Genomic DNA, 23,645 nt, shown 5'->3' with positions numbered 1-23,645 from the left:
TACAAAACAGATTGCTAAACAGTGCTAATAAGGATGTTGTTTTGCAACAAAGCGCAACGGTGGGAGGATAATTGACATGATTTGCAATAAAACCTAAAAAGCCCCGCGGTCGCGAGGCTTTCTTACAAGATTCAGTGGTCTTGAATCAGATAGCAGTTACGTTAACTGCAGCTGGACCTTTCTGGCCGTCCTGAATTTCGAACTCAACGTTCTGGCCTTCAGCCAGAGTTTTGAAGCCGTTACCCTGGATAGCGGAGAAGTGTACGAACACATCTTTGCTGCCATCAGCCGGAGTAATGAAGCCAAAACCTTTAGACTCGTTGAACCACTTAACTTGACCTTTAATCTTTGCCATTTGCAAAATTCCTTAGACTGTTTTCTTCGCCCGTGGGCACTTACATAGATAAAACTGACACATGACTGCATGAGGCACTAATATAAGGTTCGGCAGAGAAGCGGTATTCAACGACAACGTGTTTACTCAGGACTTCTTTACTGAAAATGCCACACATAAACAGAACTGTACCTCGTTTAACCCGAAACGTGTTATCACATACTACGTTAATAATGGCAAGCCATTTTTAGATGGGTCTCGATCGCTCGCACAAATTATAAGGGAATCATTTGATCACCTGCACATTTATGCGACTTTGCTCCCTCTGACTTATCCTTTCCGCCCCGCGTCTGTGCCGTAGAGACTGGCTCCGGAAAGAGAGTTTATCCGCCATTCCTCAACAACTTCGGCGTACCCCGCCCCGCTCAAAGCTAAACTGCCAATTTTAGGGGGCAACAAAAAGTATTGCATAAAGATGCATTTAAAAGCTCATATCGATAGCTGAAAAATTGCTTTGCAGGACCATTGCATAATATCGAAGCGCGTAAATGGAATAACTTAAAATATTGTCTATACTGCACGGCAATAATGAAGACCTGATGACAGTCAGGCCGTTTCTGTCCTTTTATTTGATTAATTAAACAAACTAATTAAAGAGGCGCGATTAACGCACAGCGTCCGCTTGCCGGCACGCCGGATAATCGTCAGCAGAAGATTTATTGATAAGGATAGGTTATAGACCGGGGTGAGATACAGGCGCACACCCTACGATGCACGCCTGACAATCAGATTAGCGCTCTGCGACCAGACGAATGAAGTCGTCGTCGCCTTTCCCCTTCTCGGCTATGGAAGGTTCTGCTGCACTCTCCTTCTCAGGCTCATTGGCCTCGCAGAGACGGCGCAGCAGCGCGTTTTGCCGCTTTTGCTGATCCAGAAGCGCCTGCAGTAGCGCGATCTGCTCATTTGCGCGCGAACTGGCGCGATTAACAAAAAACCATAATAACAGGCCGACAAGCAACAGCACGACAGACAGCGCCACGGATGCCAGGCTTACAATCCCGGGATTTAGTAACTCACTCATTTCACCACCTCAAAGAGAAGGCGTTCATTCTACCACCCGCGCGGCAGAAGAAAATCAGTCATATAAAAAATGTCTTACCAGGGAATAAACTTATTGATAGTGCAGATGCCGCTGAAGAACTGTACATCCTGATCGCACATTACGTTAAGCATCTGAGTCCATAGCAGTAAACATCCTGCAATAACGACTATCAGCAAAACCCACCGTAATTTTTTCACTCCACACTCCGCATCAGTATCAAATGTCGCCAGGATAACATGACCATCTTAAACCGCGGCTAACTGTAATACGAAAGGCAAGTTTAGGAATCATAGACTTGTTTCAACTCGTGTGCATGACAGAATAGACGCAGGGATAATACAAATATTGAGGCAACAATGCGATTGATCATTCGTACCATTGTGGTGCTGGCTATCTTATGGATTGGCGTATTATTAAGCGGCTACGGCGTGTTAATAGGCAGCAGTGAGAATGCCGGTGGGTTAGGATTGCAGTGCAAATATCTCACCGCTCGCGGCATCAGCACCGCACAATATGTTCACTCCAGCAGCGGTATTATCGGCATTACCGATTGCCCTGTTCTGCGAAAAAGCGTCACGGTAGTGGATAACGGCTAGTCATGGTTCGGGCTACAGCAACGGTAGCCCGAATAGGATAGTGAATCAGAACGGATAATCGTTGTAGCCCATCTGCTCAGAAATTTTACGCGCCGCCGTGTGCAGCATCGCAACATACTCGTTCAGGCGCTCTTCGGAGAAACGTAGCGTCGGGAAAGAGATACTCAGGCCGGCGATAACCACGCCGAAGCGGTCGAAAACCGGCACCCCGATGCAGCGCAGCCCTTCTTCCTGTTCTTCGTTATCTTCGCCGTAGCCCTGCTCGCGGACCTTATCCAGAACCGCCAGCAGCTCTTCGGTGCTGGTGATGGTCCGGTCGGTACTGCGTTTGTACTCAACGCCTTCCAGAATCTGCTCTACTTCCGCGCGATCGCGCCATGCCAGCAGCACCTTACCGATCGCGGTGCTGTACAGCGGGTTACGGCGTCCGATGCGCGAATACATGCGCAAATTGTACATTGAGTCGATTTTATGGATGTAAACAATGCTGTCTTCATCCAGGGCGCCCAGGTGGACGGTCTCTTTCGTCAGGCGTGATAGCTCGCGCATCTGAATGTCGGCGCTGCGCACCAGATCGACGTTCTGCAAAGCCCGCGCGCCGAGTTCGAAGAGTTTCAGGGTTAAAGAATACTTCTCAGATTCCCCTTCCTGCGCTACGTACCCCAGCGATTTCATGGTCTGCAAAAAGCGATAAACGGTGCTTTTTGACATCATGACGCGCTGGGACAGTTCGGTAATGCCAATTTCACGCTCTTCGCCAAGCGCCTGCAGGATGCCAAAAACCTTCAATACCGAAGAGACAGAATCTGGCTGTTTATCCAAATCTGCAACTGCCATTTATCACCTCATCGCAACTGTTTTATAAAAATTAGAACCGGTTTTTATTATAAATTCGCATCCCGTTACCCGCAATCGTTCTTCTGCCCATTCGTTACAAATCTGCGACATGCCGCTGAATATTCAATGCTAAAATCATTATCCAGTTAATAGTTCCCGATAAGACATACACTTTATATGGATAAAAACCTCCCCGATGGGCTGCCAGCACCGCAGCGTTACGGCGCCATCCTGACCATTGTATTAGGCCTGACGATGGCCGTGCTGGACGGCGCTATCGCCAACGTAGCGCTTCCGACGATCGCCAGCGATTTAAACGCGTCACCGGCATCCTCAATCTGGATAGTAAACGCCTATCAAATTGCCATTGTTATTGCGCTTCTGCCGCTCTCTTTCCTCGGCGATATGGTCGGTTATCGGCGCATTTATAAAATCGGCCTGGTCGTATTCACCTTCACCTCTTTAGCCTGCGCGCTCTCCCGCAGCCTGGAAATGTTGACGCTGGCGCGCGTTGCGCAGGGTCTTGGCGGCGCGGCGCTAATGAGCGTTAATACCGCGCTGATTCGCCTGATTTATCCCCGCCGCTTTCTCGGCCGCGGAATGGGGATCAACTCTTTTGTTGTCGCCGTCTCATCCGCTGCGGGCCCGACCATTGCCGCCGCTATCCTGTCGATGGCTTCATGGCAATGGCTGTTTCTCATTAACGTTCCGCTGGGCGTTATCTCACTGGTTCTCGCGATGCGCTACCTGCCCGCCAATGTCGGCGGGAGCAAGGTCACCCGCTTCGATCTGCCCAGCGCCATCATGAATGCTCTCACTTTCGGCTTATTAATTACCGCTCTCGGCGGGTTCGCTCAGGGCCAATCCGGCGAGCTGGTGCTGGCGGAGGTTATTGCGATGCTGGTCGTTGGATTCTTTTTTGTCCGCCGTCAGCTCAGAATGCCGGTTCCCCTGCTACCCGTCGATCTGCTGCGCATTCCGATTTTTTCCCTGTCCATCTGCACCTCGATATGCTCCTTCTGCGCCCAGATGCTGGCCATGGTTTCGCTACCATTCTTCCTGCAGTCGATGCTTGGACGCAGCGAGGTGGAAACCGGTCTGCTCCTGACGCCGTGGCCGCTGGCAACCATGGTAATGGCGCCGCTGGCAGGCTATTTGATAGAGAAATTTCACGCCGGTCTGCTGGGGGCGATTGGTCTGCTGGTAATGGCCTGTGGCCTGTTCGGTCTGGCGATGCTCCCCTCCACACCCACGGATCTGGATATTATCTGGCGAATGGCGCTCTGCGGCGCGGGCTTTGGCCTGTTCCAGTCACCCAACAACCATACGATCGTCTCTTCAGCGCCGGCTCACCGCAGCGGCGGAGCAAGCGGCATGTTGGGTACCGCCCGTCTGCTTGGCCAGAGTACAGGCGCCGCGCTGGTGGCGCTGCTGTTTAACCTGCTGGGCAATAGCGGAACTCATACCGCACTTCTGCTGGCCGGGATCCTAGCCGTCGTCGCCGCTGCCGTCAGCGGGCTACGCGTCACGCAGCCGCGCGCCAGGCTGTAGGCAAAGAATCGACATAAAAAAATCCGCAGCCCGAAGGTTGCGGATTTTTGTTTTCAGGGCCGGGAGCGGCGTTTACTTCAGATATTCGCCGCTGCGCAGGGCTTCAATGCGCTTATCCAGAGGCGGGTGAGTCATAAACAGCTCGCTCATGGATTTCGCTTTACCGTTAATGCAGAATGCCATCATGCTGCTGGCCTCCTGCGGCTCATAGCTGGTTTTCAGACGCTGCAGCGCAGCGATCATTTTCTCACGCCCCACCAGTTTCGCTGAGCCAGCGTCCGCATGGAATTCGCGGTAGCGGGAGAACCACATGGTGATGATGCTGGCCAGAATACCAAACACCAGCTCCAGTACCGTAGCAACCGCAAAGTAGATCAGCGGGTTGCCGTTGCTGCTTTCACCTTCATCGCGGTTGCCGCCGAGGAAGCCCGCCGCAATCTGCGCGATAACGCGCGAGATAAAGATAACGAAGGTGTTCACCACCCCCTGAATCAGCGTCATGGTGACCATATCGCCGTTAGCGATGTGGCTAATCTCATGGGCGATAACCGCTTCCGCTTCATCACGGCTCATGTTCTGCAACAGCCCGGTGCTGACCGCAACCAGCGACGCATCGCGGCGCGCGCCGGTCGCGAAGGCGTTAATATCCGGCGCATGGTAGACCGCGACCTGCGGCATGGCAATTCCCGCCTGGCGCGCCTGCTGCGCGACGGTATTCACCAACCAGCGCTCGGTTTCGTTACGCGGCTGCTCAATGACTTCCCCACCCACCGATTTCAACGCCATCCATTTCGACATCAGCAGCGAAACGATTGAACCGCCGAAGCCAAACAACAGCGCCATGATCAGCAGCCCGGTCATGCTGCTTGACTGAATTCCCGTCAGGCTTAGCACCAGCCCGAACACCACCATCACTGCCAGGTTGGTCAGCAGGAAAAGCGCGATTCGCATCATAATTTTCTTTTTACCTCGATTTAACAAAACGCACTATGCGATTACCCACATGGTATGGGTAGAACGCTAATTTTCAACCATCAGCCCCCGCTAAGTCACGAGAAAGACACAACTTTACATTTTGTAGCATATTGCTGACGCTGGGCAAAAGCGTTGACATTTTGTTGAAATCAGGCAATGAACGTTGGGAAAGAAGCGAAAGAAAACGGGCACAAATCATTGTGCCCGTTGGGGGGATTATTTACTGGCCGGGGGCTCTACCGCTGGCCGATCCTTTTCCTCATGGGCCAGGTCGAGCGCAATATGAACCGTTTCATCAAGATACGGATCGGGCTCCTGGTAATCCTTCGGCAGATCTTCCAGTTTTTTCAGTAACGGCTTACCTTCGCGTTTCAGGCGATCGTTAACGCGGGCCAGACGAATCGCATCATCTTCTTCGTTCTCCTTTTCACGCTGCGCGTAGTTCAGGGAAACGATGTTGCGTTTGTCTTTCATCGCGTTATAGCGAGCAATATCCTTCATGATGTACTGGAACTCAGGATCTTTGGCAATACGCGCATCGTGACGCTTCAGCAGTTCCGGTCCAAACGGCGTCAAATCGCCATATTTCACGAAGGTTGCCGCATTGACGCTATCCCACGGCAGCGCGTTGTCTTCATACTGCTCGCCGGTCTCACGCTCTTCGGTTCCGGTCGGCATCATGATATCCGGCGTTACACCCTTGCGCTGAGTACTACCGCCGTTGATGCGATAGAATTTCTGGATAGTGTACTGTACGGAACCCAGCGCCGGCCAGTCAGGACGCAGCATCTGATCGTAGATACGGTTCAGCGAACGATACTGCTGGACGGTCCCTTTACCGAAGGTCGGCTCTCCGACGATCAGCGCGCGGCCATAATCCTGCATCGCAGCGGCGAAAATTTCGGAAGCCGAGGCGCTGAAACGATCGACCAGGACGACCAGCGGACCTTTGTAGTACACCACGCCATCGGTATCGCTGTCTTCACGGACTTTACCGTTATTATCGCGAACCTGGACAACCGGGCCGGAGGGGATAAACAGGCCAGAAAGCGAAACCGCTTCGGTCAGCGCCCCGCCGCCGTTGCTGCGCAGATCGATGACGATACTGCTAACGTTTTGTTTCTCCAGCTTTTGCAGCTGAACCTTAACGTCATCCGTCAGGCCAACATAGAAGCCAGGAATATCCAGCACGCCAACTTTTTCTTTGCCAACGGTTTTGACTGACATCTTAACCGCACGGTCTTCCAGACGAATGCGTTCACGCGTGAGGGTCACAATACGCGTTTTCGCGCCTTTACCCGCCGGGAGAATCTCCAGGCGAACCTTGCTGCCCTTGGGACCTTTAATCAGCGCGACGACATCATCAAGACGCCAGCCGATCACATCGACCATGCCTTTACCAGGCTGGCCGACGCCAACGATGCGATCGCCCACGCTGATGGCTTTACTCTTCGCCGCCGGACCGCCCGCGACCAGAGAATTGATCACCGTGTAGTCGTCGTCCATCTGCAGCACCGCGCCGATACCTTCCAGAGACAGGCTCATTTCAGTATTGAACTGCTCGGTGTTGCGCGGTGAGAGATAGTTTGTATGCGGGTCGATTTCACGCGCAAAGGCGGTCATCGCCAGTGAGAAAACGTCTTCGCTATTGGTTTGCGCCAGACGGCGGATAGCAAACTTGTAGCGGCGGGTTAAGGTTTCGCGAATCTCTTTATCATCTTTGCCAGCCAGCTTCAGGCTTAGCTGGTCAAACTTCACCTTGGCATCCCACAGCGCGTTCAGCTCGGCTTCATCTTTCGGCCAGGGCGACTTGCTACGGTCAAGGTTGAAATTATCGTGGCCGGTAAAATCCATCGGCCGTTCCAGCACTTTCAGCGCATATTGATAGCGCTCAAAGCGACGCTTCTGCGCCAGGTTATACAGGTCGTAAAATACGTCCAGCTTCCCACTGCGCAGTTCATCGCCGATTTGATTCTTTTTCGCGGCAAACTGGTTGACGTCGCTGGCTAACAGTACGTTATGGCTGTAATCCAGCAGGTTCAGGTAGCGATCGAAAATTTTCGCCGAAAAGGCATTGTCGAGATCGAACTGGCGGTAGTGAGAGCGGGTAAAGCGCGATGTTACGCGCTCGCTCACCGTCGCGTGCTGCGGCTCTTCTTTCAGCACGGGGATTTGATCGACCCGGGTTATATCGTCCACGGCGAACGACTGGCCTGCTATTACCAGCAGGCCCGCCAACGCGGTGAGCTTAAAGAATTTGTTCATGCCTGGCCCGGCCTCCGTTTCAGAACACCAGGTGTTCTGCGCGTACAATCATTGACATACCAGAAGTCAGCTGTACACGAACGCCATCTTTGGTGATTTCCAGGACGGTGGCGTCCATTGCATTATTGCCTGCTTTCACCTTCAGTGCCTGGCCAACGGTCAATACAGACACATCTGATACAGGGGTATGACGCTCTTCGCGCGGCGCTTTGGCTGCTGCTGCCGGGCGTGGTTTACGCTGCTCAGCGCCTTCTTTGCGACGAGCCTGAGGCTGAGGACGCGGTTTACGCTCGCGACGTGCTCCCTCTTCCGGCTGGCCTGCTGCGGCAGCGGCTTCACGTTTTTTGGCCTGCTGCGCTTCGCGCTGCGCCTGAACGCGGGCTTTTGCTTCTTCAAGCTGCTGGCGGGCATGAGCGACATGCTGCTCTTCCAGTTCGCCGCACGGGTTGCCGTCAAGGTCAACGCGGACAGCGCCTGGCTTAACGCCGTACAGATAGCGCCAGCTCGAAGTATAAAGACGCAAAGCAGCGCGAAGTTGGGTTTTGCTGAGATTCATCTCTCCGCCAACGCGCTCAACGAGATCCTGAAAAATACCGACTTTCAGGGGGCGAGCTTCGCCTTCAGCGCTAAAGCACTGAGGGAAACGTTCGGCCAGAAACGCAATGACTTCTTTACTGCTATTCAACTTAGGTTGATTTTCCATGAAATTTCCTGATTACAACGGACGTAGCCAACAAGCCGCAGGCATGAACAGGCGTCATTATAATGACGTCCTCGGTAAATGCTACGTTATCCGTTGATTATCCTGCGACGCGGGTGAATATTTTTTGATAATCCGTGGCAGAAATGAGTTTTTCCAGATGCGAGACCAGTTCTGCCAGACCCCGCTCGTCTTCAACGGTGAAGCGGGAATGCGCCGTGCTATCGATGTCCAGGACGCCGATGGTTTGATTGTTCACCCGTAGCGGGAAGACAATTTCCGAATTGCTGGCGGCATCGCAGGCGATGTGGCCATCAAAGGCGTGAACATCCTCGACCCGCTGCACGCGATTCTGCGCGACGGCAGTCCCGCATACGCCGCGTCCTACCGGAATACGCACGCAGGCCAGCTTGCCCTGGAACGGCCCGAGGATGAGAGTATCGCCTTCCAGCAGATAGAAACCGGCCCAGTTCACTTCCGCCAGTCGTTCAAATAACAGCGCGCTGGTATTTGAGATCATCGCCAGGAAGCTGGTTTCGCCTGCCATTAACGCCTGAAAATCGCGGTTTAAATCCGCGTAGAATTCTGATTTGTTCATTATATGATCGCTTAGTTGTCTTACTGCCTTACACTTACAGCCTAATAAAATAAGCTTTAAATGCATTCATGCTCAAGATGAATTCATTCCTGAGTTAAGATAGAGAGATACATTCATTTCTGTAAGTTATAAATGCCACTAAAAACACCCAGGATTACGCCAGCAAAAAAGATGATCGTCTACTCGGTCAGCGCCCCTGTTGCGCACGCTCACTATCAGCGCTGCCCGCAGTGCGACCTGCTGTTTAGTTTACCGGTCCTCAAAAAGAATCAAAGCGCCTGGTGCCCTCGCTGCAACGCCAAAGTTCGCGATGGCCGCGACTGGTCGCTTACCCGGCTGGGCAGCATGGCGATCGCTATGCTGCTGCTGATGCCTTTTGCGTGGAGCGAACCGCTGCTACGTTTGCATCTGCTGGGCGTGCGTATCGACGCTAACGTCCTTCAGGGCATCTGGCAAATGACCGGCCAGGGCGATCCGCTCACGGCGGCGATGGTGCTCTTTTGCGCGGTCGTCGCGCCGGTGCTGCTGGTGGTGTCAATCGCCTACCTGTGGTTGGGCAACGTGCTGGGCATGAATCTGCGACCGATACTGCTGATGCTGGAGCGGCTCAAGGAGTGGGTAATGCTGGATATTTACCTGGTTGGCATCGGCGTCGCCTCCATTAAAGTGCAGGATTACGCCTTCCTGCAGCCGGGTATCGGGCTTGTCGCCTATATTTCCCTCACGCTGCTCAGTATCCTGACGCTTATCCATATGAACGTTGAAGAGCTCTGGGAGCGTTTTTATCCCCAGCGCCCGGCGCTGCGCCCGGATGAAAATCTTCAGGTCTGTCTGGGCTGCCATTATACCGGACATCGCGATGCGCGTGGGCGCTGCCGCCGCTGCCACACGCCTTTGCGCCATCGACGCCGGCAAAGCCTGCAAAAGAGCTGGGCTGCGCTGATTGCATCACTGGTTTTCCTGCTTCCTGCCAACCTGCTGCCGATCTCGATCATCTATGTCAACGGCGCGCGTCAGGAAGACACCATCCTTTCCGGCATTATGTCGCTGGCCAGCAGCAACATCGCCATCGCCGGGGTGGTGTTCATCGCCAGTATTCTGGTCCCATTCACCAAAGTTATTGTATTGTTTACCCTGCTGGTCAGCATACAATTCAAGTGTGAACAGGGGCTACGTACCCGCATCCTGCTGCTGCGGCTGATTACCTGGATCGGCCGCTGGTCTATGTTGGATCTTTTTGTCATCGCATTAACCATGTCGCTGATCAACCGCGATCAGCTCCTCGCGTTTACGATGGGGCCCGCCGCGGTCTATTTTGGCGCCGCGGTAATTTTAACTATCCTTGCTGTTGAATGGCTGGACAGCCGCTTACTTTGGGACGCACATGAGTCAGGAAACGCCCGCTTCGCCGACTGAAGCCAAGATTAAAACTAAACGCCGCATTTCACCGTTCTGGCTGCTGCCGGTCATCGCGCTGCTGATTGCCGGTTGGCTGATTTGGACCAGCTATCAGGATCGCGGTACGACGATCGTCATCGACTTCCAGTCGGCCAACGGCATCGTTCCGGGACGGACGCCTATCCGCTATCAGGGGGTAGAAGTCGGTACGGTCGAGAACATCTCGCTAAGCAAAGATCTGAGTAAAATCGAGGTTTCTGCCAGCGTCAAAGGCGATATGAAAGATGCGCTGCGCAAGGAGACCCAGTTCTGGCTGGTGACGCCGAAAGCCTCGCTTGCCGGCGTGTCCGGCCTGGATGCGCTGGTTGGCGGTAACTATATCGGCATGATGCCAGGCCAGGGCGAGCCCGAGGATCACTTTGTCGCCCTCGATACCCAGCCGAAGTACCACATTAATAACGGCGAGCTGATGATCCATCTCAAGTCAGCGGATTTAGGCTCGTTAACCAGCGGCTCGCTGGTCTACTTCCGTAAGATTCCGGTCGGCCGGGTGTATGACTACGCCATTAATCCGAACAATCAGGGCGTCACGATTGATGTGCTGATCGAGCGGCGTTTCACCAATCTGGTGAAAAAAGAGAGCCGCTTCTGGAACGTATCCGGCGTAAAGGCGGACGTCAGCCTGAGCGGAGCTAAAGTTCAGCTGGACAGCCTCTCCGCGCTGGTGAACGGCGCTATCGCCTTTGATTCCCCCGATGATTCTCCGCAGGCTCAGCAGAATACCGATTATCACTTATACGAAGACCTGGCGCACAGCCAGCGCGGAGTGGTGGTTAAACTGGACCTTCCGGACGGCGCAGGGTTAAAAGCGGGCTCTACGCCGCTGATGTATCAGGGTCTGGAGGTCGGCCAGCTCAGTAAACTGAATCTCAATGCTGACGGGAAAGTCACCGGCGAAATGACCGTCGATCCCAGCGTCGTCAGCTTGCTGCGCGAGAAGACGCTGATTCAGATGAAGAAGCCGAAAATCTCGCTGGATAATCCCAGCGTCAGCGCCCTGCTGACCGGTACCACCTTTGAGCTGGTCCCCGGCGAGGGTGAACCGCGCAACCAGTTTGCGGTGCTGCCTGCCGATAAATCCATCCTGGAAGAGCCGGATGTCGCAACCGTCACGCTCACCGCGCCAGAAAGCTACGGTATTGATGCCGGGCAGCCGCTGATCCTGCACGGCGTTCAGATTGGCCAGGTTCTGGAGCGCAAGCTAAACGCCGACGGCGTCACTTTCCAGGTCGCAGTCATGCCCGAGTACCGTTCACTGGTGCGCGGCGACAGCAAATTCGTGGTCAATAGCCGTATCGACGTCAAAGTCGGTATTGATGGCGTGGAGTTCCTCGGCGCCAGCGCCAGCGAATGGGTCAACGGCGGGATCCGCATTATTCCGGGCGACAAAGGGGCGATGCAAAGCCGCTATCCGCTGTACGCCAACCAGGAAAAAGCGCTGGAAAACAGCATGAGCGATCTGCCGACCACCACTCTCACGCTCTCAGCTGAGACGCTGCCGGACGTCCAGGCAGGATCCGTGGTGCTGTATCGTAAATTCGCAGTCGGGGAAATCATCACCGTTCAGCCGCGCAAGAACGCTTTTGAGATCAACATCCATATCAAACCGGAATATCGCCATCTGCTCACCAGTAACAGCGTGTTCTGGGCCGAAGGCGGCGCGAAAGTGCAGCTTAACGGCAGCGGCCTGACGGTACAGGCATCCCCCCTCTCCCGCGCGCTGAAAGGCGCGATAAGCTTTGATAATCTGAGCGGCGCCAGCGCCAGCGCGCGTATCGATAATAAACGCGTGCTGTATGCGTCGGAAACCGCCGCCCGCGCGGTGGGTGGCCAGATAACCCTGCACGCCTTTGACGCCGGTAAAATCGCCGAAGGTATGCCGATCCGCTACCTGGGGATTGATATTGGGCAGATCCAATCGCTGAATTTAATTACCGCGAAAAACGAAGTGCAGGCGAAAGCGGTTCTCTATCCGGAATACGTCAACACCTTCGCCCGCGCCGGCACGCGTTTCTCGGTGATTACTCCGCAGATTTCCGCAGCGGGCGTCGAGCATCTGGATACGCTCTTCCAGGCCTATATTAACGTGGAGCCGGGACGCGGTGCGCCGCGCCGTGATTTTGAAATTCAGGAAACCACGATTAGCGACTCACGTTATATCGACGGCCTGAGCATTATCGTCGAAGTACCCGAAGCCGGTTCGCTGGGTATCGGCACGCCGGTGCTGTTCCGCGGGCTTGAAGTCGGTACGGTTACCGGCCTGATGCTCGGTTCGATGTCGGATCGCGTCATGGTACAGCTGCGTATCAGTAAACGTTATCAGTATCTGGTGCGCAACAACTCGGTGTTCTGGCTGGCTTCCGGCTATAGCCTCGACTTTGGCCTGATCGGCGGCGTGGTGAAAACCGGTACCTTCAATCAGTTCATTCGCGGCGGCATCGCTTTTGCGACGCCTCCGGGTACGCCGCTGGCGCCGAAAGCGCAGGATGGTAAACACTTCCTGCTGCTGGAGAGTGAACCGAAAGAGTGGCGCGAATGGGGTACCGCCCTGCCGCGCTAAGCATAACAGGCTCCGGTGTCCGTCGCCGGAGCCTTTATGGTAAACTACGCCCCCTTTTTTCGTTGTGGTGCGCTCCCCGTGGCTCAAAACGCTGTCTATCTTCCTGAAGAATTCCTCGCTCAAATGCGTACGGCAATGCCGACGCATCTCTCTTTCGCTGACTTTATCGCCGCCTGCCAGCGCCCCCTGCGCCGAAGCCTTCGCGTAAATACGCTAAAAATCAGCGTGGCTGACTTTTTGCAGCTGGTCGCCCCCTACGGCTGGCAGCTAACGCCGGTACCCTGGTGTGAGGAGGGTTTTTGGATCGATCGCGAGGAAGACGACGCCCTGCCGCTGGGCAGCACCGCTGAACATCTCAGCGGGCTGTTTTACATCCAGGAAGCGAGCTCCATGCTGCCGGTCGCCGCGCTGTTTGCCGACGGAAATATGCCGAACCGGGTGATGGACGTCGCCGCCGCGCCGGGGTCAAAAACCACCCAGATCGCCGCGCGCATGGGCAATAAAGGCGGGATCCTGGCCAACGAATATTCCGCCAGCCGGGTTAAAGTGCTGCACGCCAATATCAGCCGCTGCGGGATCGGCAACGTGGCGCTGACCCATTTTGATGGGCGCGTATTCGGCGCCGCGCTGCCGGAGTGTTTTGATGCGATTCTCCTCGACGCCCCCTGCTCCGGCGAAGGCGTGGTACGGAAAGACCCCGATGCGTTAAAAAACTGGTCGCCGGAAAGCAACGCCAGTATCGCCGAGACCCAGCGCGAGCTTATCGACAGCGCGTTTCATGCGCTTCGCCCCGGCGGCACGCTGGTCTACTCTACCTGTACCCTGAACCGGCAAGAAAACGAAGACGTGGTCAACGGACTACTGGCGCGCTATCCGCAGGCGGCAGAGGTACTGCCGCTCGGTTCGCTGTTCCCGCAGGCCAGCGAGGCGCTAACCGAAGAGGGTTTCCTGCACGTGTTCCCGCAGATTTTCGATTGCGAAGGCTTCTTCGTCGCCCGTCTGCGTAAAACCGCCGCCATCGCACCGCTGCCGGCGCCGGGTTATAAGGTCGGTAAATTCCCCTTTATCCCGCTTAAAAGCCGCGAATCGGCCGCCATTGCGACCGCCGCTGCCGCCGTTGGTCTGCATTGGGGCGCTGACCATACGCTCTGGCAGCGGGATAAAGAAATCTGGCTATTCCCTCAGGCGCTCGAGTCGCTATTCGGCAAAGTGCGCTTTTCCCGCATCGGTATCCGTCTGGCCGAAACCCACAACAAAGGCTATCGCTGGCAGCACGAAGCGGTCATTGCGCTTGCCGCGCCTGATGCCCCCTTTGAGCTGACCCAGGCCGAAGCGGAAGAGTGGTACCGCGGTCGTGACGTCTATCCTGCAGTACCGCCGCAGCAGGATGATGTTATTGTCACGTTTCAGGGCGCGCCGCTGGGACTGGCGAAAAAAATCGGCTCGCGTTTAAAAAACAGCTATCCCCGTGAACTGGTGCGCGACGGAAAGCTTTTTAGCACTAAAGCGTGATGACGAACGGAAAAACAGCATTTTTTCACTGGCGCTTTGCGCACCTTTGTCTACGCTGAAAAATGGCGGCCTTAACTGGTCGTACCACAAATCAGCAGATCAACGGGGTGAATTTATGAGTAAAACCAGCGTACGTATCGGCGCGTTTGAAATAGACGACGCCGAACTGCACGGCGAACAGCAGGGAGAGCGAACGTTAAGCATACCCTGCAAATCCGATCCGGATTTATGTATGCAGCTAGATGCATGGGACGCGGACACCAGCGTACCCGCCATACTTGATGGTGAACATTCCGTCCTCTACCGTAAGCACTACGATCGTCAGTCCGATGCCTGGATCATGCGTCTCGCCTGATTCAAAGGAACCCGTCGCCTGAGACGGGTTATTTATTCCCCCTGCTTTCCCGACATCTCCTACACTTATAACTATGTTTTTCAGGATATGAGACCGGGATGTTTGCCTTAGTGCTGTTTATTTGTTACCTCGACGGAGGCTGTGAAGATATCGTTGTGGATGTGTACGATAACGAACGGCAGTGCACCGCAGCGATGGACGATCAGCGAATACGTCACGGCGGCTGCTTTCCGGTAGAGGATTTTATCGATAGTTTCTGGCTGCCCGCCCAGGAGTACAGTGACTTTTAGCCCGTCCTCTGTAGCGCCGCCAGGGTTAACTCCCCGCCAAATACCGCCCCGGTATCAATATAGTGCTGATTATCGTAGTCGTAACGCCGTTTAAGCGGCGTATGGCCGAACCAGAAGTGGTCAGCACCGGCAATCGCGCCGTGACGCCCGGAGAGATGATCGGTAAGACGCTGTCGGCTCCACAGCACCTGATGCTCATCCACCGCCTGCTGCCAGCGATAAAGCGTCGCCGGATAATCCGCATGGGCGATAACATGGACTTGCTCAGCGCTGTGGAGCTCAATAATCAGCGGCAGATGACGGCAGCGGGCGATAAGCGGCGCGAGGCGCTCTTTCTGCTGTTCTGAGCGTTGCGTATACCAGCCGCCGCCGTTCATTTCCCAGAGCATCGGTTCGCCATCGGCAAGCGCATCCAGCGCCATCTGTTCATGGTTGCCGCGCACCGCGAAAAACCAGCGATAGCGCAGTAAATCCAGACACTCCGCGCTTTGCGGCCCACGATCGATCAGATCGCCCACGGAAAGAAGCAGGTCCTGGTAAGGATCGAACCTGCGCTCGCGAAGGGCTTCCATCAGCCGCGCAAAGCAGCCGTGCAGGTCGCCAACCAGCCAGATATTACGCCAGGCGGAACCGTTAATACGCTGATACATATTTCGTCCTCCTGACCTAATTATAGGAAAATTCTCCCGCTGCCGCGGGCGTAATATTGCCACCTCAATCGAGTTTAAACGAAAGCCAAATATAGTCCGCCAGGGCATTAAGCTCCTCACGATATATCCCTAGAATAGAGGCTAAATAACAACGAGGTATTCATCGTGACGGATAACAGCCTGCATTCAGCCGGGGTCGTTGAACGACGCCCCAATCTTATTGCCGACCTGGTGATGGGGCGACTCACCCCTGCACCCATCTGGCAAAAACGTAATTACCGGCTGAAGTTTTTACTGCGCACGGCATTATTTTATGCGCCAACGCGCAGCATGCTGGAGAGCCTGTCGGCGCGCGCGGACTTCAATCAGCTGCTGACCGCTCAGGTGACTCTGCCGGGCAAGGTTCATCGTCAGTATTTAACCCGCGGGCTCAACGCCAGCCAGCGCGCGCACGCGATTATCAGCCACTACCAGTTTGTCGACTCGCTGGGCGGATCGCGCCTGGCTGATGCCATGACCGCAGCGAATGAGCTGCCGCTGCTTGAGCTGGCAGGCAAGGACGACAGCCGGTTTTCGCTTTCCGCCTCCTCGGCGGGCAAAGCTGAACGCGAGGGTGAAACGACCCTATGGCTGCGCGATGGCGATGGGATCGTGCTCGCCAGCGCGACTTTTAGCGTTTCCCGTCAGCAGGATCGCTGGCAGTTAACTATTGGCGGCCTGCAGGGGCCGCGTAGCAATATTTCGCATGAAGTGATTAAACGAGCAACCCGCGCCTGCTACGGTCTGTTCCCGAAACGCCTGCTGATGGAGTTTATCTGGCTAATGGCGGCGCGTTGCGGCATTCAACATATTTACGGAGTCAGCGATAACGGTCACGTCTTCCGCGCGCTGCGCTATCGTCTGAGCAAAGGGCGCCATTTCCACGCCAGCTATGATGAATTCTGGCAATCTATCGAAGGGGTAGCCGACGGTGCATGGCGCTGGCGCTTACCACTGAAGCTGGAAAGAAAGACGCTTGAGAGCATTGCCAGTAAGAAGCGCGCTGAATATCGTCGCCGCTTCCAGCTGCTGGATGATATGGCTGCGCAGATGACAATTCTCATGGATTAACGCTGCAAACGTTTCATCAACGCCGTTTAGCACAGCGGCGTTTGCATCTTCTACGCCGCTTTAGTTACTATCATAACTTCGTTGTACTCCTTGCGGACGGCTAGTGAAGTTATGAGCAAAACAGAAATACTCCTGCTGGCTATCCTGTTGATTATTTTGTCCGCTGCTCTCTGGTTTATTTTTAGTGACGAAATATGGTTCATTGTTAGCTACCTTGAAACAACGCTGTACCCCTCTTTTGTGACGCCAGAATAATGCCCTGGGCGTTATTTCTTTGTCGCCTCTAAGCTGCCTATCCTTTCTTTGCAATACCTCGGACAAGCGCCGTTAAAATAATAGGCAAAAAATTTAAGGCGTTTTCTTATCTATTATTCTATTTGTCATACAAATGTGTATACTGGGTCACTTCCGATGTAGGCCCGTAAAATTCACCTGCACTATGGGCCTGATTTCGTGCAGGTGTTTTCTCCTCGTTGTCGCTCAACCGCACGGTAAGTGTCTACACACGCCTTTTTGTCCAGATTTTTTGTTTCAAACTTTGCGCCCGATTGTGATTTTAAAAAAATCGCGTTCTCTTTTCGCTCCTTCAAAAAACAAAGAAAACACATAAAACCAACAAAATATTAACATAAGGAATTTTATTTCAACAAAATAGCAATAAGTCAGACTAAAAAACTATTTCACAACCAAAATGCAGTCATAAACGCAAAGTTACCCATATCCCACAGAAGTAGCTATACGTTAACCAACAAAACCGTGGTTGTTAAACGGTAACTCACGACTATCGCTACATTGTTGTTTTTCTTCAGCGGCTTTCCACTAAGAGGTTTTCGATGAACGTGAAAACGATATCGCGCAGTATCCTGGGCGGCTTACTGAGCGCCATAGTTCTTACGCAACCGGCTTCCGCAGCGGGAACATTAAGCGGCCAGATTAGTGTTCAGGTCACACTTGGCAGCGGCTGCAGCGTATCGAACGTCCGAAATGGAGAAAACAACCGCTGGGGCACGATTAATTTCGGCGCCTACGGTGATTTAGCCAACTCCATTGATGCAAGCGTCACCGGAAGCGGCGGAGGTAACGCGCTTACCGTGACCTGTACCGAAGATCTTGACTCAACGCTGACGCTGGACGGCGGCCAGTATGGCGATGCTGCTCTGCGTTACATGAAAAACGCGGCAGGCAACCAGCAGATTGCTTATCGGCTCTATGCGGATGCCGCCCGCAGTCAGGAAATTTTACCCGGCGGAACAATCGCTATCGTAGGCACAGGCAACCCGCAGGCTATCCCCGTTTTTGCCCGTATTCGCCCCGAGGACCAGAGCGTCAACGCGCCGACAGCCGATGTGTATGACGACATCGTAACCGCAACGTTAACCTGGTAATCGCATAAGGAAAATGGGCGTCATGCTTCGACCAGAGTGGCTTACATTAATTCTGCTTTTTACCTCGGGCGCCCACGCCGCTACTGTCCAGAAGACCTTCAAAGTCTCCGCGCAGATAACCGCTGGCTGCGCGCTTGGCGCGGGGGATGGCTCCCAAACGACGGATTTCGGCACCTTGAGTTTTGGCACTCTGTCATCGCTTTATAACAATGTTGATGTCGCCAGTACTTCCGGCGCCGGCTCAATCATCGTGACCTGTACCCCCGGCACCGCTATCTCAATCGCTCTCGACTATGGCGTAAACGGCGGTTCGGCCACCCGGCGCTATATGTCGAACGGCGGCGGCAACACGCTGGCCTATCAGCTTTATCAGGATGCCAACCGCGCTAACGTTTGGGGCAACAGTACGCTGGCCCTGAGCGTTGCATCATTTCCGAGCTCCACGCAAACCTATACGGTTTATGGCCGCCTTTTTGCCACGAATGGCTTCCCGGCGGTGGGCTCCTATACCGACACGGTCACCGTCACGCTGACCTATTAAATCATCACAGGTTAACTATGATTCGCTGTAGATTTGCGCTGTTTACATTCGCTTTATCTCTCCCCTGCTCCGTTATGGCCGCAAGCTCCGTCCTCGTTTGGCCCATCTTCCAGACTATCGAAAGCCACGAAAAGGGGTCAGAGCTGTGGCTGGAAAACCGCGGCGCTACCCCGGTTAATTTACAGCTGCGCGTTTTTTCCTGGGACCAAAAAGGGTCGTCCGATGCCTATGCCGATCAGCGTGACGTCGTCGCCAGCCCACCTTTTACCACCGTCGCGCCCGGCCAGCGTCAGCTGGTACGGTTGATGCGCATCGCCCCCGTCACGGCTGGCAAAGAACAATCCTACCGTATTGTTATCGATGAGATTCCTGCCGCTGAACCGACGGCGCAGAAGGAACAGAATTCCGCCGGACTGAAAATGCGCATGCGCTATGTCCTGCCGTTGTTTACCTACGGACAGGGCATCAACCCGCTGAAGAACAATGGATCCGTGGAAGCGGTAAGAACCACGCTGCGCTGGTCGCTCTCGCGGCAAAATAGCCGCCAGACGCTGTGCATCGACAATACCGGTAATCAGCATGCCCGGCTCAGCGCGGTTTACTGGGCCAATGCCGGTGGTAAGGGCCAGATAGCTCAGGCTAATGGCCTGCTCGGCTACGTGCTGGCGCAGAAAAAGAGCTGTTTCCCGCTGGTGGGAAACGCTTCAGTCCCCTCAGGCATGCACCTGTTCGCGAAATTAACGGATAACGGCCAGGCGGTGGAAATTCCGGCGGATCGTTGATAATGCGCGATCTGAAAAGGGCAGCGACCGGAGGGCTGTTGGCACTAGCGTCGGTAACGGCCTGCGCTGCGACCTATGATTCGTTGCCTGCGCCAGCAGCTTCATACAGCGATAAGCAGGAGTATGAGCTGTATCTCAGCGTATCGGTCAACGGGAATCTCCTGGCGAGCGCCGCTCCTGTAAAGGTTATTGCGGGTCGCTATTGGATCGCCGCCGAGGTTTTGCGCCAGGCGCATATTCCCTTACAGACCCAAGATGCGCTGGTTGACGTGACGACGATCCCCTCGGTTAAAGTGGAATACGATCGGCCGGGGCAAATGCTCAATCTCCGGGTGCCGGACAATTGGCTTCCCGAGCAGCGCATCGGGGAGACGACGGGACAAAACTACCAGGCCGCGATAAGCAGTCCCGGCATGTTATTTAACTATGACGCTTACAGCCTCTTCTCGTCCGGCGGAACGCAAACCACCAGCACCTATACCGAGACGCGCCTCTTCGGGCCGCCAGGCGTTCTTTCTAACAATGCCGTCATCCGGCAAAACTGGTCTTCGACGGGCTACGAGCAGCAGGGCTTTATGCGTTACGACACCCTGTGGAAATACAGCGACAGCGAACAGATGATTAGCTACCAGGCCGGGGATGTGGTCAGTAACGCCCTGACCTGGAGCAGTTCAGTACGAATGGGAGGACTCCGGCTGAGCCGTAACTTCAGCGTTCGCCCGGATCTGGTGACGTATCCGCTGCTCAATTTATCCGGCAGCGCGGCGGTTCCTTCAAGCGTCGATCTGTTTATTAACGGCTATAAAACCAGCTCCGCGCAAATCAATGGTGGCCCCTATACGCTGACCAACGTTCCCTGGATCAGCGGCGCCGGCGAAGCTACCGTGGTGACCACCGATGCCCTGGGTCGTCAGGTGTCCACCAGCATTCCTTTTTATGTCTCCAACACCCTGCTGCGCGAAGGCCTGAGTGATTTTGATTTCACCCTTGGGGCCCTGCGCAACAACTACGGTATCAAGAGTGCCGATTATGGCGCCGGCGCGCTGAGCGCAATTTATCGCTATGGAGTCAACAACTGGCTCACGCTGTCGACGCATACGGAAGACCGCAAAGGATTAACCAATGCCGGAATAGGCAGCGATATCGGCGTGGGGAACCTGGGCACCCTCAGCCTGTCGACCAGCGCCAGCCGGGGCGACGGCAGCGGCAATCAACTCACCGCCGGATACTCTTATTACGCCAGCAGCTGGGGAGTGAACTATCAGCATATTCGCCGCAGCGCCGACTACAACAACCTCAGCACCTACGGTTCTGTCGCCGCATTAAGCCGTCAGTCAGATCAGGCGACGCTGAGCCTGAGCCCATGGGACAGAGCGCTCGGATCTTTCAGCATTGGCTATTTTGATATCAAAGCCGAGGATAATTCACATACCCGGCTCATGAACCTCTCCTGGAGCCGCAGCCTGTGGCAAAGCAGCAGCCTCAACCTGAGCGTAAACCGCGATCTGCAGGACAATAGCTACGCCAGCATGTTGCAAATCATTATCCCTTTCGATTCGCAAAGCTCCGTGCAGCTAAGCGGTCAACGATCCAGCTCAGGCCAATGGGGGGAAAATATCAACGTTAGTCGCTCTGCCCCGGCGGAAGGCGGGCTGGGCTGGAACCTCGCCCATTCGATCGGCGGCAATAACTATAGTCAGGCGGATCTGACCTGGATTAATCGCGTGTCCACGCTGAGCGGTGGCTATTACGGGTCGCGTGACGATCATCACAGCTGGTTTGAGGCCGCAGGCTCGGTCGTGCTGATGGATAACAGTCTGTTTTTCGCCCGGCAAATTAACGACGCCTTTATCGTCGTTTCTACCGGCAACTATCCAAACATTGCGGTGAATTATGAAAACCGCAAAGTCGGCGTGACCGATAAAAATGGTCATCTGCTGATCCCCTGGGCTTCGGCCTGGTATCCGGGAAAGGTCACCCTAGATACGCTGCCGTTGCCCACGGATACCGAAGCCGTCACGGTGGAAAAACGCATCGCCGTACGCGAAGGCAGCGGCGCGCTGGTTGATTTCCCGGTTAACCGCGTGCGCTCGGCAACGCTCATCTTCGTCGATGCTCAGGGACAACCGCTACCGGTCGGTACGCCGGTGGAGGAAGTTAATAGTCAACAGCGCGCCCTGGTGGGCTACGACGGCGTGGTCTGGTTCTCGCACCTCGGGCGCATTAACGAAGTCAAAATAAATGCCGGAGAGCTTCGATGCAGCATCCCGTTCGAGCTTCCGGAGACCACGCCGGTTCCGCAGCGGATAGGCCCGGTCAGCTGTCCCTCTTCATAGCGGAGATAAGATTGAAAAATATTATCCGGGTATTCGTGATGCTTTTAGCGCTTGGGCAAGCCAGCAACGCGCTGGCCGCCTGCAGCATCAAAACCAGTGCGCCAGCGATCGGCCCTGTCGATTCCTTTACGCTCTACAGCGCGCCTCAGGGCGTGATGGCGGGCGCGGGGTTTTACTGCACCCCGGAACTGGTGGCGCTGAACTCGACCAACACGCTAAGCGCTACCCTGGCGTCGGCTAACCAGAGCAACAGAGTGCCCCGGCTGCTTAACGGCGCCGGCGATGCCATCCCTTACAGCATCTGTTCTGACGCATCCTGCTCGCCGGCCTATCAGGATGGCGGCGTAATAAGCTGGTCCAGGACAACGCTGCTTGAGCTGCTGGGGCTATTTAACTCGAGCGATGGCACCATGCCGCTCTACTTAAGAACCACCCCGGGAGCCAACGTGCCCGCCGGAACCTATAGCGATGTCTTAACCATTACCTGGGTGTATCGTTTTTGCTACGTCGGGCTCGATCTACTGGGCATTAAGATATGTATTCCGAATAACGGCACCCTGGTCTCTACGGTCAACGTATCGGTGAGGGTGACCAATTTTTGCTATATCGACAGCGCGCCGGACGTCGAGTTTGCCCCTGCCGCCCTCCCGTCCGGTTTTAGTTCCTACAGCGGCCAGCTTGCCATTCGCTGCACAAAAAACGCGGCCTACACCGTCAATCTCGCCAGTACTAACGCCAGCGTCGGCGACTGGCGGCAGATGAGCCAGCCCATCGCTAACCAACCGACTGCCTTTTTGCAGTATCAATTTTACCAGCCCAACGGCAGCGCCTGGACGGAAAATAACAATCTCAGCGTGACCGGCTCCGGCGCCGCGCAATCTGCAAGCTACACCCTGAAGATTAACCCGAACCAGAGCAACCAGCCTGCGGGAACCTACAGCGATACCGTCCTGGTGACGGTGAGCTATTAAAAGGTTAGCAGGCGATTTTTTTGTAAAAGAAATGTTTAGGAAATTATTGTTGTGGTATAAGAAAAAAGCCCCGAAAAAAGCTGCTGGGGTTTTTAGAAGGGAATCTGCGATTGCTGAAAAAAGATAAAAAAAGACCGAACACGATTCCTGTATTCGGTCCAGGGAAATGGCTCTTGGGAGAGAGCCGTGCGCTAAAAGTTGGCATTAATGCAGGCTAAGTCGCCTTGCCTTATAAGAATAGTTTACCGTGTCAGGTTTTCCAGTCCGTGACAAAAGGGAACCAATAATTCCTCTCAGGATTGCGTATGCCTACAAAAAACCGCCGCTCCCGGAATGGGGAGATGGCGGTTATTTTTATGTAAAAACAGTAGGATGAAAATATCGATCAGCAGAGTTTCTGCGCGCGCTCAATAAATGGCGCCAGGCTCATTTTTTGTCCCGGCTGCTGCGGATCGTCAATCTGGATCACAGAAATCGGCTGCGCCTTGGTCTTACCGTCTTTCATCTGCTGCTCGGCGATGTCGTTTAACGGGTACTGCACCAGCGTGCTCGGATTGATGGCAAACAGCGCGTTGCCCGGACGGCAGGTCAGCATCACCTCTTCCCGATTAAACGCCCAGCTCTCCTTACCCACTTCAAAGCGGCTCACGGTAATCACCTGCGGCGCCGCCAGCGCAGCGCCAGAACTTGCCAATAACAACATTGTCAGAACGATTTTTTTCATGATTTAACCAGTT

General features: G+C 54.7%; 23 protein-coding genes and 2 pseudogenes. 14 read left to right on the top strand and 11 right to left on the bottom strand.

The window, feature by feature from the left end; all coding sequences use genetic code 11:
- Positions 1-145 precede the first annotated feature (145 nt).
- The 4 genes and pseudogenes from cspE to mgrB all read right to left on the bottom strand — a co-directional run bounded on the left by cspE (position 146) and on the right by mgrB (position 1,633).
- Positions 146-355 (bottom strand): transcription antiterminator/RNA stability regulator CspE, encoded by a 210-nt coding sequence (gene cspE, locus K2184_RS00975; RefSeq protein ID WP_001062678.1) that lies wholly within the window; start codon positions 353-355, stop codon positions 146-148.
- 12 nt (positions 356-367) lie between these two features.
- Positions 368-512, bottom strand: a pseudogene (locus K2184_RS00970) (DUF2627 domain-containing protein).
- 612 nt (positions 513-1,124) lie between these two features.
- A complete protein-coding gene (locus K2184_RS00965; protein ID WP_004103312.1) occupies positions 1,125-1,415 on the bottom strand; it encodes a YebO family protein in 291 nt (96 codons plus the stop codon).
- 74 nt (positions 1,416-1,489) lie between these two features.
- A complete protein-coding gene (gene mgrB / locus K2184_RS00960) occupies positions 1,490-1,633 on the bottom strand; it encodes a PhoP/PhoQ regulator MgrB (RefSeq protein ID WP_041146201.1) in 144 nt (47 codons plus the stop codon).
- Between the two features lie 159 nt (positions 1,634-1,792).
- Here mgrB and K2184_RS00955 point away from each other — a divergent pair, with 159 nt between their 5' ends.
- A complete protein-coding gene (locus K2184_RS00955; protein ID WP_004103313.1) occupies positions 1,793-2,032 on the top strand; it encodes a YobH family protein in 240 nt (79 codons plus the stop codon).
- 45 nt (positions 2,033-2,077) lie between these two features.
- Here the strand turns inward: K2184_RS00955 and kdgR are convergent, their stop codons facing one another.
- A complete protein-coding gene (gene kdgR, locus K2184_RS00950) occupies positions 2,078-2,869 on the bottom strand; it encodes a DNA-binding transcriptional regulator KdgR (protein ID WP_004103314.1) in 792 nt (263 codons plus the stop codon).
- Positions 2,870-3,046: 177 nt separating this feature from the next.
- On the opposite strand from kdgR, the gene K2184_RS00945 reads away from it, so the two are divergent.
- Entirely contained in the window at positions 3,047-4,420 is a 1,374-nt protein-coding gene (locus K2184_RS00945) for an MFS transporter (protein ID WP_004103315.1), read from the top strand.
- 72 nt (positions 4,421-4,492) lie between these two features.
- Here K2184_RS00945 and htpX read toward each other — a convergent pair whose 3' ends face one another.
- The 4 genes and pseudogenes from htpX to K2184_RS00925 form a co-directional block, all read right to left on the bottom strand.
- Positions 4,493-5,374 carry a protease HtpX gene (gene htpX / locus K2184_RS00940; protein ID WP_004103316.1) on the bottom strand — a complete coding sequence of 294 codons (882 nt, stop codon included), beginning with the start codon at positions 5,372-5,374 and terminating at the stop codon, positions 4,493-4,495.
- A gap of 237 nt (positions 5,375-5,611) precedes the next feature.
- Positions 5,612-7,660: a carboxy terminal-processing peptidase gene (prc, locus tag K2184_RS00935; RefSeq protein ID WP_004113745.1), complete on the bottom strand. Its 2,049-nt coding sequence runs from the start codon at positions 7,658-7,660 to the stop codon at positions 5,612-5,614.
- A 19-nt stretch (positions 7,661-7,679) separates the two neighbouring features.
- Positions 7,680-8,363: an RNA chaperone ProQ gene (gene proQ / locus K2184_RS00930; RefSeq protein WP_004103320.1), complete on the bottom strand. Its 684-nt coding sequence runs from the start codon at positions 8,361-8,363 to the stop codon at positions 7,680-7,682.
- Between the two features lie 81 nt (positions 8,364-8,444).
- Positions 8,445-8,958: pseudogene (locus K2184_RS00925) on the bottom strand (GAF domain-containing protein).
- A 132-nt stretch (positions 8,959-9,090) separates the two neighbouring features.
- Here K2184_RS00925 and yebS point away from each other — a divergent pair.
- The 5 genes from yebS (at position 9,091) to K2184_RS00900 (ending at position 15,133) form a co-directional block, all read left to right on the top strand.
- On the top strand, positions 9,091-10,374 hold the full coding sequence (gene yebS / locus K2184_RS00920) for a membrane integrity lipid transport subunit YebS (protein WP_163524844.1): 1,284 nt from the start codon (positions 9,091-9,093) through the stop codon (positions 10,372-10,374).
- Positions 10,343-12,976 carry a PqiB family protein gene (locus tag K2184_RS00915; RefSeq protein ID WP_016808295.1) on the top strand — a complete coding sequence of 878 codons (2,634 nt, stop codon included), beginning with the start codon at positions 10,343-10,345 and terminating at the stop codon, positions 12,974-12,976. Before yebS ends, K2184_RS00915 begins: the two co-directional genes overlap by 32 nt.
- A 78-nt stretch (positions 12,977-13,054) precedes the next feature.
- Entirely contained in the window at positions 13,055-14,488 is a 1,434-nt protein-coding gene (rsmF, locus tag K2184_RS00910) for a 16S rRNA (cytosine(1407)-C(5))-methyltransferase RsmF (protein ID WP_049128349.1), read from the top strand.
- Positions 14,489-14,603: 115 nt separating this feature from the next.
- Positions 14,604-14,843, top strand: a complete 240-nt coding sequence (locus K2184_RS00905) for a YebV family protein (protein WP_004103329.1) — start codon at positions 14,604-14,606, stop codon at positions 14,841-14,843.
- 98 nt (positions 14,844-14,941) lie between these two features.
- Positions 14,942-15,133: a YebW family protein gene (locus K2184_RS00900; protein WP_004103330.1), complete on the top strand. Its 192-nt coding sequence runs from the start codon at positions 14,942-14,944 to the stop codon at positions 15,131-15,133.
- Here the strand turns inward: K2184_RS00900 and pphA are convergent.
- Complete coding sequence (gene pphA / locus K2184_RS00895; protein ID WP_105890446.1) at positions 15,130-15,783, bottom strand: protein-serine/threonine phosphatase; 654 nt, start codon at positions 15,781-15,783, stop codon at positions 15,130-15,132. The genes K2184_RS00900 and pphA overlap by 4 nt on opposite strands.
- 165 nt (positions 15,784-15,948) lie before the next feature.
- On the opposite strand from pphA, the gene K2184_RS00890 reads away from it, so the two are divergent.
- The 7 genes from K2184_RS00890 (at position 15,949) to K2184_RS00860 (ending at position 22,908) form a co-directional block, all read left to right on the top strand.
- The gene (locus K2184_RS00890) at positions 15,949-16,893 is read left to right on the top strand and encodes a VirK/YbjX family protein (RefSeq protein ID WP_064344536.1); all 945 of its coding nucleotides are present in this window, start codon (positions 15,949-15,951) and stop codon (positions 16,891-16,893) included.
- 111 nt (positions 16,894-17,004) lie between these two features.
- Positions 17,005-17,148 carry an Ecr family regulatory small membrane protein gene (locus K2184_RS00885; protein WP_142447463.1) on the top strand — a complete coding sequence of 48 codons (144 nt, stop codon included), beginning with the start codon at positions 17,005-17,007 and terminating at the stop codon, positions 17,146-17,148.
- A gap of 578 nt (positions 17,149-17,726) precedes the next feature.
- Positions 17,727-18,278 (top strand): Csu type fimbrial protein, encoded by a 552-nt coding sequence (locus K2184_RS00880; protein WP_004103335.1) that lies wholly within the window; start codon positions 17,727-17,729, stop codon positions 18,276-18,278.
- 22 nt (positions 18,279-18,300) lie between these two features.
- A complete protein-coding gene (locus K2184_RS00875) occupies positions 18,301-18,819 on the top strand; it encodes a Csu type fimbrial protein (protein WP_032692328.1) in 519 nt (172 codons plus the stop codon).
- 17 nt (positions 18,820-18,836) lie between these two features.
- Positions 18,837-19,601 carry a fimbrial biogenesis chaperone gene (locus tag K2184_RS00870; protein WP_004113760.1) on the top strand — a complete coding sequence of 255 codons (765 nt, stop codon included), beginning with the start codon at positions 18,837-18,839 and terminating at the stop codon, positions 19,599-19,601.
- A 2-nt stretch (positions 19,602-19,603) separates the two neighbouring features.
- The gene (locus K2184_RS00865; protein ID WP_047720986.1) at positions 19,604-21,937 is read left to right on the top strand and encodes a fimbria/pilus outer membrane usher protein; all 2,334 of its coding nucleotides are present in this window, start codon (positions 19,604-19,606) and stop codon (positions 21,935-21,937) included.
- A gap of 11 nt (positions 21,938-21,948) precedes the next feature.
- The gene (locus K2184_RS00860; protein WP_163524839.1) at positions 21,949-22,908 is read left to right on the top strand and encodes a Csu type fimbrial protein; all 960 of its coding nucleotides are present in this window, start codon (positions 21,949-21,951) and stop codon (positions 22,906-22,908) included.
- A 385-nt stretch (positions 22,909-23,293) separates the two neighbouring features.
- On the opposite strand, the gene K2184_RS00855 is transcribed toward K2184_RS00860, so the two are convergent.
- Positions 23,294-23,632 (bottom strand): YebY family protein, encoded by a 339-nt coding sequence (locus K2184_RS00855; RefSeq protein WP_439237686.1) that lies wholly within the window; start codon positions 23,630-23,632, stop codon positions 23,294-23,296.
- Between the last annotated feature and the right edge of the window lie 13 nt (positions 23,633-23,645).

The organism is Klebsiella sp. K5-306 (assembly GCF_051835185.1).
Lineage (GTDB): Bacteria > Pseudomonadota > Gammaproteobacteria > Enterobacterales > Enterobacteriaceae > Klebsiella > Klebsiella oxytoca.
Note: the sequence above shows the minus strand (reverse complement) of the source record. Positions and strands in the feature narration are given on the sequence as shown.